This is a genomic window from Bartonella sp. AU15XJBT (genome assembly GCF_028618615.1).
GTDB lineage: Bacteria > Pseudomonadota > Alphaproteobacteria > Rhizobiales > Rhizobiaceae > Bartonella.
In genome coordinates, this window is record NZ_JAQITG010000006.1 from 36,379 (window position 1) to 50,550 (window position 14,172).

Sequence of the window (14,172 nt, forward strand, 5' to 3'; positions counted from 1 at the left end):
GAATTTTGCTATGGCAAAGATTGTTGAAACGGGAACAGGGGCATTGGCACTGACTTTTGATGATGTACTTTTACAGCCCGGTCATTCTCTTGTTATGCCTAGTCAAGTGGATCTTACGACACGCATTGCAGCTGATATTAAGCTCAATTTGCCATTACTTTCCGCTGCAATGGATACGGTAACAGAATCGCGTTTGGCAATTGCTATGGCTCAAGCTGGTGGTCTTGGGGTTATACATCGTAATATGTCTTTTGCAGAGCAGGCAGAAGAAGTCCGCCAGGTAAAAAAGTTTGAATCTGGTATGGTTGTTAATCCAGTCACAATTGGACCTGATGCAACACTTGAAGAAGCGAAAGCTTTGATGCGCTTGCATAGCATTTCTGGTATTCCGGTTGTTGAAAATAGTGTTAAAGGAGAGACAGCGGGACGACTTGTCGGCATTTTGACCAATAGAGATGTTCGTTTTGCATCAGATCCAAAACAAAAAATTTATGAATTAATGACGCATGAAAATTTGATCACAGTGCGTGAAAATGTTCAACTGAGTGAAGCAAAATATCTTTTACATCATCACCGAATTGAAAAATTATTGGTTGTGGATGAACAAAATCGTTGTGTCGGCCTGATAACAGTTAAGGATATTGAAAAAGCAAAATTAAATCCAAATGCGGCTAAAGATTCTCAAGGACGCTTGCGTGTTGCAGCGGCTAGTAGTGTTGGGAATGATGGAATTGAACGTGCTGAACGCCTCATTGATGCAGGTGTTGATGTATTGGTCATTGATACAGCGCATGGACATTCTCAGCGTGTGCTAGAAACTGTTGAACGGATTAAAAAGATGGCTTGCTCTCCAGCCGTTATTGCTGGGAATGTCGCAACTGCTCAAGCAACGCAAGCATTGATTGACAGTGGTGCAGATGCGGTAAAAGTTGGTATTGGTCCTGGCTCTATTTGTACAACGCGTATTGTTGCTGGTGTTGGTGTTCCTCAACTTGCAGCTATTATGAATGCTGCAGAAATTGCGGAAAAAGCGGGTATTCCTATCATTGCAGATGGTGGGATCAAAGCATCGGGTGATTTTGCTAAAGCTTTAGCGGGTGGAGCTTGTGCGGCGATGATCGGTTCTCTTTTAGCGGGTACAGAAGAAAGTCCTGGTGAAGTTTATCTTTATCAAGGTCGATCTTTTAAAGCCTATCGCGGTATGGGATCTGTTGGTGCTATGGCACGAGGATCAGCAGATCGCTATTTTCAAGATGATGTCCGTGATGAATTGAAGTTGGTTCCTGAAGGTGTGGAGGGGCAAGTGGCCTATAAAGGTTCTATAGCATCAGTTCTCCATCAGCTTGCTGGTGGACTGCGTGCTTCTATGGGCTATGTTGGGGCAAAAGATCTCGTAGAGTTTCGTAAAAAAGCAACGTTTGTTCGTATTACCAATGCGGGACTCCATGAAAGTCATACGCATGATGTTTCGATCACACGGGAAAGTCCAAATTACCGGGGTCCAGTTTGAAGGAATAAGTGCTTAGCGTCACTATTGCATAGATGTGACATCTTCCGAGAATAAGGAAGAGAGACGGCCCTTTTTTCTGTTTATAATTTGGTACCATAATCCAGAAAAGGAAAGAATTAGAGGCTAAAACTCTAATTCTTTCTGTTAAGACTTGTGTGAAGTAAATTATATAAAGTTAGAATTAACTTTTTGTTGTCTTGCGTCCTGTCTTTGACGCACGTTGGCGAGTGTTTGTCGGATCACTTTGGACGGATTTCTTTCCATTGTTTGAGGGCATTGTATTATGACGGCTTTTAGATGAAGTTGTTTTTCCATTATTATAAGTCATTATTTTCTCCTTTTAAATTGTCTGGCAGTTGCCAGTATAGTAAAAACGGTCATGCCAAATAGTGGTTCCAAGCATTTTCTAAAAAGTTAATTTTTGGTTGAGAATAAGATGAGCTTGTCTGATCTTGTTAGAAGCTTTTCAGAGGGATAATATTTTCAAGATGGAAGATATTTGATTTTCCCTGTTGTTTATATAAGTTGAGAAAATTTCATTTTACGCAATAATAAAGAGTTTGTTTTTTTCGTAATGCATGATGGAAAGAAGTTTTTTATGGATGGCAGCGTATCTTTTAGCGTAAGAGGATTTTATGTATTTTAGAAGGATAAAAAGCCAATGGGCAAAAAATGAAAAGAAAAATCTAGATACACTCAATTGGATCTTATAGAAAATATGCTCAGATCATTTTAAAAGTGAATGTAAATTTTTGAGAGCTTTGACCAGATTTCGTTGGCAATAAGAAGATAATATAAACGATTTAGAATTTTATTATTTTAATGGGAGAAATGAATGAGATTAGGTGGGCGTTTGCAAGCAGCAATAGATGTTCTCAAAGAGATAGAAATGAGGCATCGCCCCGTAGGAGAAGCTTTAAAGGACTGGGGGCTTTCTCATCGCTTTGCTGGAGCAGGTGATCGTGCAGCCATTGGTACAATCGTTTATGATGTTCTAAGACGACGATATTCTTTACAATGGCGTATGGAGAGTGATGATATTCGGGATATTGTTTTTGCTACCTTGTTAGATACTGGAAAAATGACGTTGGAGCAAATTGACAATGCGTTAGAAGGCGACCGGTTTGCTCCGCAGTTATTAGAGGATAAACAGCGCAAATCGTGGCAAAGGCGGCAATTAGTGGATGCACCAGGCTATATTCGTGGTGATATTCCTCAATGGTGTCAAGCACATCTTTGTCCTTTATTTGGTGATAATTGGATCACTGAAGCAGCTGCGTTAGCAACGCGTCCTTCTTTAGACTTACGGGTAAATAACTTAAAGGCAACACCAGAAAAGGTGTTGAAAGAGTTAGCAAAAACCAAACTTCAATCTTTGCCATGGTTTCGGCAAGCCTTAAGAGTTGCTCCGATTGAAAAATTTGATCGCCATCCCAATGTTCAAGTGGAACCAGCTTTTCAAAAAGGGCACTTTGAAATACAGGATTTAGGATCTCAAATTGTTGCTCACCTTGTGGAAGCGCAAGAAAGCATGCAGGTATTAGATTATTGTGCAGGTGCTGGTGGCAAAACATTAGCTTTAGCTTCCGATATGAACAATCGTGGGCAAATTTATGCTTATGATTTTGATAAAGCACGCCTAGCGCCTATTTTTGATCGTCTTCGACGCGCTGGTGTTCGTAATGTACAAACACGAGCACAAAAAGAAGAACTGAAGTCCCTAATAGGCCAGATGGATAGAGTTTTGTTAGATGCACCCTGTAGTGGGACAGGAACATGGCGTCGTCGTCCAGATGCGAAATGGCGTTTAACATTAGAACAGGTAAAACAACGCCAAACAGAACAGAGGACTATTTTGAATGAGGCGATAGAGTATCTTAAGCCTAATGGGCGCTTAGTCTATATTACCTGTTCTCTTTTTGCAGATGAAAATGAGGAACAAATTTCCCATTTCCTTCAACAACATTCTCATTTTTATCCAATAGATATGCAGGCACTTTGGCAGAAACATTTTAGTTTTTCTTCTGTGCAACCAGTCTTTTCAAATTATGGATTGACTTTGTCACCTGCAACCACACAAACAGATGGTTTCTTTTTATCTGTGTTGCAAAAAAAACATTGATCCATATTTTTGCATTTTTTATCATAAATTTTACCAGAATAATCTTTTTCTTAAGAAAACAGGCTTGTGAAAAGAGAGAGATTGAATCATAACTCTCATGAATTCTCTTTTTACAATTATTGATTGGTTTTCTATGAACATATCACATTCAGACGCTGTTCTTATTATTGACTTTGGCTCACAAGTTACACAACTTATTGCACGACGGGTGAGAGCAATGGGGGTATACTGTGAAATTGTGCCTTTTCAATTGGCTTCAGAAGCTGTGCGCCGCATAAATCCTCAAGCTATTATTTTATCAGGAAGTCCTTATTCCGTTATTGATGAAGGGTCGCCGCGTGCTCCAATGGAAATTTTTGAGGCAGGTATTCCGATTCTTGGTATTTGTTATGGGGAGCAGGTCATGTGTGTTCAGCTTGGAGGAAAGGTTGAAGCTGGACATGAGCGTGAATTTGGTCGTGCTTTTTTGGAAGTGCAAGAAAAAAGTGCCCTTTTTGATGGAGTGTGGGAAAAAGGTTCTCATTATCAAGTATGGATGAGCCATGGTGATCGTGTGGCAGCTTTACCAGAAGGTTTTCGTGTCATAGGAACCTCAAAAGGAGCTCCTTATGCGGCTATTTCTGATGAGAAAAGACGTTTTTATGCGGTACAGTTTCATCCTGAAGTTATCCATACACCAGATGGTACAAAACTTTTACAAAATTTTATTCATAAAATTTCTGCTATTAAAGGTAGTTGGTCAATGGCTTCTTATCGTGAGCAGGCAATTGCTACGATACGACAAAAAGTTGGGGAAAGTCGTGTGATTTGTGGTCTTTCAGGGGGGGTGGATTCATCTGTTGTAGCGGTGCTCCTTCATGAAGCTATAGGAAATCAACTGACATGCATTTTGGTAGACCATGGGCTGATGCGCAAAAATGAAGCAGAAGAAGTTATAACGCTTTTTCGTGATCATTATAATATAGAGCTTATTCACGTTAATGCTGCCGATATATTTCTTAATGCTTTAGAAGGTGAGACAGATCCAGAAAAAAAGCGCAAAACGATTGGTCGCCTTTTTATTGAAGTTTTTGAAGAAGAAACGAAAAAAATAGGAGGTGCAGAGTTTTTAGCACAAGGAACACTTTATCCAGATGTTATTGAGAGTGTCTCTGCTATTGGTGAATCGGTAACCATTAAAAGCCATCATAATGTGGGGGGGTTACCAGAACAGATGAATATGAAACTTGTAGAACCGTTGCGTGAGCTCTTTAAGGATGAGGTTCGCTTGCTAGGGCGAGAGTTAGGGTTACCCGAGCAGTTTATTGGTCGCCATCCTTTTCCAGGACCTGGTCTTGCAATTCGCTGTCCAGGGGCTGTGACCCGTGAAAAATTAGAAATTTTACGTGAAGCAGATGCTATTTATCTTGAGGAAATCCGTAAAGCCGGTCTTTATGACGAAATTTGGCAAGCTTTTGCTGTTCTTCTTCCTGTTCAAACTGTTGGTGTGATGGGCGATGGTCGCACTTATGAATTTGTTTGTGCTCTTCGTGCCGTCACATCTGTTGATGGAATGACTGCTGATTTTTATCCCTATGATATGGCGTTTTTAAGTAAGACGGCAGCACGTATTATTAACGAAGTTAGAGGGATTAATCGTGTTGTATATGATGTAACCTCAAAGCCTCCTAGTACTATTGAATGGGAATAATTAAAGATGAAGGGTAAGTCTTTTTAAGAATAAAATATGATTGAGGATTTTATATTCGAAAAGTGTAGAAAAAATCATTTAAAAATGATTGTGTATTTTCATATGATATAAGCCGGTATCTGGCAATCTGTACGTCAATATCGTTTAAAATTGAGAAGTGTGGAATCTTGCATGTCTGAGAAAAAAATTGTTGCACACCGTGGTGGAGCTCATCTTTATCCTGAAAATACCCTTTCGGCATTTAATAATGCTATAGCGTTAGGTGTTGATGAAGTTGAATGTGACGTTCATTTACTGAAAAGCGGTGAAGTGGTTGTTTTTCACGATTTCGGTTTAGATCAATTGGTTGGCAAAAAGGGGTATATTCATGACATTGATAATGAAACACGCAGACAATTTTGCGTGAAAGGCAGTCGAGAAGCCCCCCCTTTATTAGAAGAAGTGCTTGATCTTTTAGCACCAACCAATGTTGGTTTGCATCTTGAAATCAAAACATGTGGTGAAGTGGAGCGTGAAACAATATTATCCCAAAAAGCGCTTGCACTCATAAAAAGTAGAAATTTATCAGAACGGGTTTCTGCCATTAGTTTTGATCCTTTGGTCCTTCGTCCTTTTATTGAAGCAGGCATACCATCTGGTCCATGCGTTGATAATTTTGAAGGTGATATGTATCGCCATTTTTCTGAATGGAAACAATTGGGGTATTCTGATTTAAGTTTAGATGGTTCCATTGCCTCACAGGATTTTATTGAAGCAGCGCTTGAAGCTGGTTTTACTGTAGGGGTATGGACAATCAACGGAAAAGTTCGGTTATCACATTGGCTTAATATGCCTGTACATTACATTACGACAGATCAACCGGATCTTGCATTGCAATTGCGTGCACAAAGGTAAAAAAATATACTTCTACAAAATCACTGTCCCTTCATAAAGCTAGCCTCATGGAAAAAAGTAGGAAGTGTTTTCTTTTGCGCAATAATAACACGTTGATTTTTAATGATCACTCAATACTTTTTATATTGAGTTGAGAGCTCTTAATATCAAAAGATTTTCTCACTTCAAATTTTTTACAATGAATCAAGCAAAATCATTCATTTGCATATTACGAGCGGAATTGATGTGTGGATAAAAAGCTATTGAGAAAAAATAAAATATTCATTTAAACTCTCTTAAAAGCAAGGCTTATTGAAGGATGAGGGGCATCGTATGATGGTATCGTTTTGCACTTTTATAAAGTATAAAAATGATGACGTACAAAAAGTCTTATATACTTTAGCGGAGAGGTTTTATGGCTTGTTTTATAGGGGCTATCATGAAATGTAGATGTATTAAAAGATTTTTTAACGGCATGGAAATTGGTCATACAATATATCATTTTGTTTTGCATAAAAGGCGTGATCCCATTGCGGGGAAGGAGACTATTAAGCGCTTCAAAATGATTTTCTTAATTTTAAGAAAAATTCTATGTGTCTCTTCATTAAATTCAGCAGCAACATCGTGTTAAGGTTATAAGCCGAAAATTGTAAGACAAATAACAAAAGAATAAACAATTCTTTTTTGAAAAAAGTAAATCCAGGTATTATAGATATTACAAAGTCATTATCATTAAATGACATTTACGATCTATATCTTTTTACCTATTCCCGTGCTTGTTTAGGTCATCTCACTTTTTTCAGCTCGTTACAAACGCGTATCTCTTTAAACCATAAGAAAGCTTATAAAAGAAAACGAATAAATCTACACAAATTCATTTGACCTTTTGGTGGTTCCTGTTTAAATGAGAGGGTGTATTTCTGAAATAAAACTGTCATAGCATGTTCATGTGTAATACTATAAATTCAGGGGTAGTTTGTATTCCATCACTTCAGAAAGGGTGAACCATGAGTCGTTTTTATCTTTTCATAGCGGCTACGGTTGCTATCATAATGTCCACAGCTGGAATAACAGCAAGTTTTGCGCAGACAAAAATCAGCTTTTGGCATTCTATGAGTGGTGAATTAGGAAAGCAAACTGAAAGTCTCATTAACGATTTTAATGCAAGCCAATCTGAGTATAAAGTTGTGCCTTCATTTCGCGGCGAGTATGAAGAGGGTTTGGTCGCACTTATTGCAGCGTTTCGTGGAAAGAAACAGCCCGTTCTTGCCCAAATTTATGACGTTGGTACTGGAACTATGATGGCAGCAAAAGGCGCGATCTATCCATTTTATCAACTTATGGCTGATACAAAACAAGAATTCGATCCTACAGATTATTTTCCTGCTATTAGCGGCTATTACTCCGATGAACAGGGGCATATAATCTCTATGCCTTTCAATATTTCAACACCAATCCTTTATTACAACAAAGATATCTTTAAAAAAGCAGGACTTGATCCAGAACAGCCTCCTAAAACATGGCAAGATGTAGAAGATTTTTCTAAAAAAATTCTTGAGGCTAAAGCGGCAACGTGTGGTTTTACAATGGCTTATGCAGCTCAATGGATTGGAATAGAAAATTTTTCAGCGTTGCATAATGTTCCTTTTGGAACGAAGGAAAATGGCTTTAAAGGGCTTGATTCAGAACTTACATTTAATGGACCTTTACAAGTGCGTATGTGGACAGACCTGAAAAGGTGGTCTGATCAAGGTATTTTCCGCTATGGTGGTCCTGCAGGCGCATTAGATTCAACACCAATGTTTATGGCACAAAACTGTGCAATTTTTATGCAATCTTCAGGATCACATGCTGGAATTGTTTCTGAAGCTCAGTTTAATGTGGGCGTTGGTATGCTACCGTATTATAAGGATGCAGAAGGAGCGCCGCAAAATTCAGTTATTGGGGGAGCTTCTATTTGGGCATTTAAGGGGCATACCCCAAAAGAATATGCTGGAGCAGCTGCTTTTCTTAAGTTTCTTTCAAAAATAGAAAACCAAGCAAAATGGCATCAAAAAACAGGTTATCTTCCAACCACAAAAGCAACTTATGAATTGAGCAAAAAACAACATTTCTATGAAAAAACGCCAGGGGCTGATATTGCTATCAAACAGATCAATCTTAATCCACCGACAGTTAACTCGAAAGGGATAAGATTTGGTAATTTACCACAAATTCGTACCATTCTTGATCAGGAGTTGGAAGCTGTTCTTAGTGGTTCAAAAACACCGAAAGATGGTTTAGATGAGACCGTTGAACGTGGAAATAAACTGTTGCGTGAATTTGAAAAATCCAATCATTGATCTCGTTTTTTTGTTAAACATTAAAGACTCAACAAAAGCAGTTGAGTCCTTTTTGTTTATTTTTTTAGAGTCTCTACACTTAAAGAGCCCTGCGAATGCAAGAAAAACATGCATATTTTAAAAATAGTCTCCTTTCTTACGGACTACTTTTTCCTCAGCTTCTTGTGACTTTTTTGTTTTTCTTTTGGCCTGCTGCTCAAGCCATAAAATCATCTTTTGAGCGTGAAGACCCTTTTGGTTTTACAACGACCTTTATTGGTTTTGAAAATTATCTAACCGTTCTTTCTGATCCTACTTATCTGCAATCCCTTCTTATAACAGCAGTATTTTCCATTTCAGTTACTGTTGCTTCAATGACAATATCACTTCTTTTGGCTGTCTGTGTTGATCGTGTCATTCGGGCCAAAAAGGCTTATACAATGTTTTTGCTCTGGCCCTATGCTGTTGCTCCAGTATTGGCAGGTATATTATGGTTGTTTATCTTTCATCCTACTATTGGGATTATTCCTTTTCTTCTCGAGAAAATAGGGGTTCTATGGAATTATCGTATTAATGGCACTCAAGCGATGTTTCTGATTGTCATTGCAGCTAGCTGGAAACAAATTTCTTATAATTTTCTCTTTTTTCTTACAGGTCTTCAGTCCGTTCCCCGTTCTCAAATAGAAGCAGCAGCCATTGATGGTGCTGGTCCCTTTAAACGATTTTGGACTGTTGTTTTTCCGCAAATTTCACCAACAACATTTTTCCTTCTTATCGTCAATATCAATTATGTTATGTTTGACACCTTTGGCATTATTGATAACACAACTTCTGGAGGTCCTGCGCGTGCAACCAGCACTCTCGTCTATAAAGTATATGACGATGGCTTTAGAAATCAAATAATCGGTACATCAGCAGCACAATCAACAATATTGATGTTGATGGTTATTGTCTTAACCTTTATCCAGTTTCGCTGGATTGAGCGTCGTGTACAATATTAGGAAACAAATTATGGCTGAAAATTATGGTTGAAAATCGCCCTGTTCTGAAATTTCTAACTCATATCACTCTCATTGTTGGCATTATCATTATTTGCTTTCCAGTGTATGTTGCTATCATTGCATCAACCCATAGTTCAGCAGCATTTAATGCGGGAACACTTCCTCTTTTACCTGGGAAATATGCTCTGGAAAACTATAAAATAATTTTTGGTGATGGCCTTGCACAGCTGGGTCTCCCTAACCTCTGGCCACTCTTAATGAATTCACTCATTATGGCTCTAGGGATTAGCATTGGAAAAATTATTATTTCACTTTTGTCTGCTTATGCCATTGTCTACATGCGTTTTCCCTTCCGAAAAACTGCTTTTGTTCTTATTTTTGTTACATTGATGCTGCCTGTTGAAGTTCGTATTCTTCCAACCTATGAGGTTGTCGCGAAATTGGGTATGATCGACACCTATAGTGGAATGATTATCCCACTTATTGCATCCGCAACCGCTACATTTTTATTTCGTCAGTTTTTTTTGACTGTTCCTGATGAACTCTTAGAGGCAGCACGTGTTGATGGTGCAGGACCATTTAAATTTTTTAAGGATATTCTCCTTCCTCTCAGCAAAAGCAATATCGCTGCTTTATTTATCATTATGTTCATTTATGGATGGATACAATATCTCTGGCCTCTTATTATCACAACGGATCAAAATCATCAAACGATCCTTATTATTTTAAAACAGCTTATTGTCGAATCACTACAACATGATCCTCAATGGAATATCCTCATGGCAGTATCGGTTATTGCCATGGTACCACCTGTTCTTGTTGTTATCTTCATGCAGCGGCTTTTTATCAAAGGCCTTATTGAAACGGAGAAGTAATTGTGGCCATAATCCAGTTATCAAATATAAAAAAACGGTATGACAACGGCATTCTGGTCATTGATGACTTAAACTTAACTGTTGCTGATAAAGAACTTCTTGTTCTTGTTGGTCCTTCAGGATGCGGAAAATCAACTCTGTTACGTATTATTGCAGGACTTGAACAAGTCACCTCAGGTGAACTGTGTATTGATAATGAACGTATCAATGATCGTGAACCAGCGGATCGTGATATTGCTATGGTTTTTCAAAATTATGCCCTTTATCCCCATATGACAGTTCGTGGAAACCTAGAATATGGTCTTAAAAATCGTAAAACGCCTAAAGAAGAAATAAAAAAACGCATCGCTCATGCTGCAAAGCTTTTGGAGATAGAACCATTTCTTGATCGTAAACCACGACAATTATCAGGGGGACAACGCCAGCGTGTTGCAATGGGACGTGTGATTGTACGTCAACCACGGGTTTTTCTCTTTGATGAACCTCTTTCAAATCTTGATGCAAAATTACGGGCACAAATGTGTATTGAGATAAAAACGCTACAGCGTTCATTAGGAACAACCAGCCTCTATGTTACCCATGATCAACTAGAAGCCATGACATTAGCTGATAGAATAGTCGTTTTGAATAAAGGAGCTATCGAGCAAATTGGAACACCAATGGAAATTTACGATACGCCAGCAACCACATTTGTTGCTGATTTTATTGGTTCTCCTCCTATGAATTTTCTTGATCGTCATGTCCTAGAACAACACTTAGGGCATTCATTTTCTTATAGCCAAGAAACTGATCTTTTAGCTTTCAGACCTGAAATAATCTTATTGGGCGAACACCCAGATAAAGGACCTGTCTTTCACACACAAATTGAGCTTATCAAGCCGATCGGAACAGGTTGCCATGTTTTAACGCGTTGGAATAATATCATTTTTACGATTGAAATAAAAGAACGCTTGACACACGATTATGGTCAAAAACTAAGTTTTACTGTCGCTCATCAAGATTTTCATACCTTTAACAAAAACACTGGAAAGCGCACAAGGAATAAGTAAACATTAATTGATATGACAAGACTTTCTTTTATGCATCATCATGATAATGTTGTGTTTTGGCTTTCTCGATTACATTCACAAAATCAGAGTGTAACTGATGAGATGAGAAAAATTAAAAGTTTTTGTCATGATTCATTGTCTCATGACGCTGAGAATGTCGAAGCACGCATATGAAGAAATTCTATCTTTTTACGGTCTGTAAGAAGAATATTATTTTTTAAACATAATAAAGTTCTTTTCATTGGAATTAATACGGATAATAATTTATTAACCATGTTTTTGCGGATGTAGAAAAGTGTTTTATTCATAAAAACAGCCTCTTATCATCTATTTTCTGATGAGATAATTTATATATCTTATAAAGAATGCGTAAGAAAAATAGAGAGAAAAATTATTTACAAGTGGTGGCGTCAGATTCCCCATATCTTAGCTTTTATCGGTGATATAAAAATCCATTTTTTCTATAAAAATAGGACAGTGTTCTAAATAGCTTGTACAAGAATAGGTACGTTCTACTTAATGACAATAGATTAATTTATAATGATAATTCACTGTTTTATATGTTAAATGAGAGCCTCGAATATCGTAAGATTTCCTCATTCCAAATCTGTTCGATGTTGAATCACTCACAATCATTTGCTTGGCTGTTACAAGCAGGGAGATCTGTGTGGATAAAAAACTATTAAGAAAAGACTTAAAATGTTTCTTATGAATTATTTCAAGTATTGAGAATTATTGCAAAAGAAACGTTGTAAAATAACATAATAATACTCGCAGTTTGGGCACCATGAGGAAATAAATCCACTTATGACTTTATCTCTCTGAACATCTATAGAATATAGATTTTTTCTGTAAAATTAACTTTATTTCGTATCATTATTAACATAATAGACCTATGTTTTTATGAACTTTTTTTTATAAAAAGATTTTTTAATATTTTGTGATGGCATCAATGATGGTATTCACATTATGCTTCATCATATCGAGATACGTTGCGGCAGGGCCATTTTCATTTGATAATGCATCAGAATAAAGGGTTCCACCAATTTTTAAACTTGTTTCTTTTGAAATTTGTTTGATGAGACGGGGATTAGAGATATTTTCAACGAACAATGCTGCTGCCTTATTCGCTTTAATTTGTTTGATAAGTTCAGCAACATCAGCTGCGGTTGCTTCAGCTTCTGTTGAAGCGCTTTGGGGTGCAAGGATAGTGAAACCATATTCTTTGGCAAAATAGCCAAAAGCATCATGAGATGTGATAATGATACGTTTATCTTTAGGGATGGTAGCAATTTTTGTTTTTAGGGTATCTTGTGCCATTTTAAGCTTTTTGATGTAGATTTCGGCATTTTTATTGTAGCGCCTACAAGATTGTGGATCAATTTTACAAAAAGCAGCAGCGATATTATTCACATAGATTTCGACATTGGGAATTGTTTGCCAAGCGTGTGGATCAATAATGCTGTGATGGTGGTGATGGGCATCATGTTCTTGATTTTTCATTTTGAGGGGGGGAATGTTAGCGCTAACCTCGACAAGAAGTGCTTTTGTACCGCTTGCTGTAATGAGGCGGTCAATGAACCCCTCTAAATGAAGTCCATTGATAAAAATAATCTGAGCGTTTCTAAGAGCTTGAGCATCATGAGGAGTAGGTTCATAAGTGTGGGTATTTGCATTGGGTCCTACAAAAGTGGTCATAGAGATATTGTCGCCTCCTACATTTTTTACGAGATCTGCAAGAATAGAAAAGCTTGCAACAACTTTTATTTTATTGTGTGCAGAAGCAGAAAAGGGAGAAAGGGCAAACAATAAAACACCAAGCAGAACAAATTTTTGAGTAAACTTAGGCATAGTTTTTCCTTAAAGTGAGGAAGTATAAAAGAGGTGGGGAAACCATGTTACAATAAAGCCTCGTGGACTGATAAAGCAGGAAATAAGGTAAATAAATCCTGCGGCAATGATGATAGCAGGGCCAGAGGGAAGTGAGAGATGAAAAGAAAGTAGAAGACCACATACACTAGAAATGATTCCAAAAAGAGTGGAAAGCACGCAAATAGGGCCTAAGCGTGAAAACCAAAAACGGGCTGTAATCGCTGGAATCATCATAATGCCAACGGAAAGTAATGTTCCTAGTGATTGAAAGCCCCCAACCAGATTCAACACGACAAGTCCTAGCAATGAAATATGGATATATTTACTCAATGGAGAGAGTGATTTAAAAAAGAGGGGGTCAAAGCTTTCTAAGACGAGCGCACGCCAGAAAATAAAAAGGCTGCAGAGTGTGATCAGCATTATGATGGTGATCAACCAAAGAGCTTGTGTATCAATTGCAAGAACCGATCCGAATAAGAGATGAAGCAGTTCAATGGTTGAATCTTTCAGTGAGATAATAATGACACCTGCTGCGAGTGCAATAAGATAAAAGACGGTCATAGATGCATCTTCTTTCTGAAAGCTATTTCGTGAAATTAAAACGGTTGCTAAAGCAACGATAATGCCAGCGAAAATACCACCAAGTGTCATAGATATGAGGGAAAAGCCGCAAATGAAAAAAGCAGTTGCAACACCAGGAAGAATGGCATGAGAGATAGCATCTCCTGTCAAACTCATTCCACGGAGCATCAAAAATACACCAACAGGACAAGCGCTAATAGAGAGGAGAATAGAGCCGATAAGGGCGTTTTGCATAAAGTGGAAATCAACAAAGGGGGCAAGAAAAAATGCGTACACG

The 14,172-nt window shown here is 37.9% G+C and carries 11 protein-coding genes; 8 read left to right on the forward strand and 3 right to left on the reverse strand.

Annotated features, from left to right (window positions below):
- Positions 1-10: 10 nt before the first annotated feature.
- The gene (gene guaB, locus PVV57_RS04225) at positions 11-1,510 is read left to right on the forward strand and encodes an IMP dehydrogenase (protein WP_273718157.1); all 1,500 of its coding nucleotides are present in this window, start codon (positions 11-13) and stop codon (positions 1,508-1,510) included.
- Between the two features lie 181 nt (positions 1,511-1,691).
- Here guaB and PVV57_RS04230 read toward each other — a convergent pair whose 3' ends face one another.
- Complete coding sequence (locus PVV57_RS04230; RefSeq protein WP_273718158.1) at positions 1,692-1,838, reverse strand: hypothetical protein; 147 nt, start codon at positions 1,836-1,838, stop codon at positions 1,692-1,694.
- 507 nt (positions 1,839-2,345) lie between these two features.
- Between PVV57_RS04230 and PVV57_RS04235 the strand changes: the two genes are divergently transcribed.
- The 7 genes from PVV57_RS04235 (at position 2,346) to PVV57_RS04265 (ending at position 11,441) form a co-directional block, all read left to right on the forward strand.
- Complete coding sequence (locus PVV57_RS04235; protein WP_273718160.1) at positions 2,346-3,632, forward strand: RsmB/NOP family class I SAM-dependent RNA methyltransferase; 1,287 nt, start codon at positions 2,346-2,348, stop codon at positions 3,630-3,632.
- 133 nt (positions 3,633-3,765) lie between these two features.
- On the forward strand, positions 3,766-5,322 hold the full coding sequence (gene guaA, locus PVV57_RS04240; protein ID WP_273783553.1) for a glutamine-hydrolyzing GMP synthase: 1,557 nt from the start codon (positions 3,766-3,768) through the stop codon (positions 5,320-5,322).
- Between the two features lie 171 nt (positions 5,323-5,493).
- Positions 5,494-6,216: a glycerophosphodiester phosphodiesterase gene (locus PVV57_RS04245; protein WP_273718162.1), complete on the forward strand. Its 723-nt coding sequence runs from the start codon at positions 5,494-5,496 to the stop codon at positions 6,214-6,216.
- A 986-nt stretch (positions 6,217-7,202) separates the two neighbouring features.
- Entirely contained in the window at positions 7,203-8,537 is a 1,335-nt protein-coding gene (gene ugpB, locus PVV57_RS04250) for a sn-glycerol-3-phosphate ABC transporter substrate-binding protein UgpB (protein ID WP_273718164.1), read from the forward strand.
- Between the two features lie 95 nt (positions 8,538-8,632).
- A complete protein-coding gene (gene ugpA / locus PVV57_RS04255; RefSeq protein WP_273718166.1) occupies positions 8,633-9,517 on the forward strand; it encodes a sn-glycerol-3-phosphate ABC transporter permease UgpA in 885 nt (294 codons plus the stop codon).
- A 23-nt stretch (positions 9,518-9,540) separates the two neighbouring features.
- Entirely contained in the window at positions 9,541-10,392 is an 852-nt protein-coding gene (ugpE, locus tag PVV57_RS04260; RefSeq protein WP_273718168.1) for a sn-glycerol-3-phosphate ABC transporter permease UgpE, read from the forward strand.
- Positions 10,393-10,394: 2 nt separating this feature from the next.
- On the forward strand, positions 10,395-11,441 hold the full coding sequence (locus PVV57_RS04265) for a sn-glycerol-3-phosphate import ATP-binding protein UgpC (protein ID WP_273718170.1): 1,047 nt from the start codon (positions 10,395-10,397) through the stop codon (positions 11,439-11,441).
- A gap of 930 nt (positions 11,442-12,371) precedes the next feature.
- Here PVV57_RS04265 and PVV57_RS04270 read toward each other — a convergent pair.
- Together PVV57_RS04270 and PVV57_RS04275 are read right to left on the reverse strand one after the other, a co-directional pair.
- Positions 12,372-13,292, reverse strand: coding sequence for a metal ABC transporter solute-binding protein, Zn/Mn family (locus PVV57_RS04270; RefSeq protein WP_273783525.1), 921 nt, complete (start codon positions 13,290-13,292; stop codon positions 12,372-12,374).
- 9 nt (positions 13,293-13,301) lie between these two features.
- Complete coding sequence (locus tag PVV57_RS04275) at positions 13,302-14,171, reverse strand: metal ABC transporter permease (RefSeq protein WP_273718172.1); 870 nt, start codon at positions 14,169-14,171, stop codon at positions 13,302-13,304.
- Position 14,172: the final 1 nt, after the last annotated feature.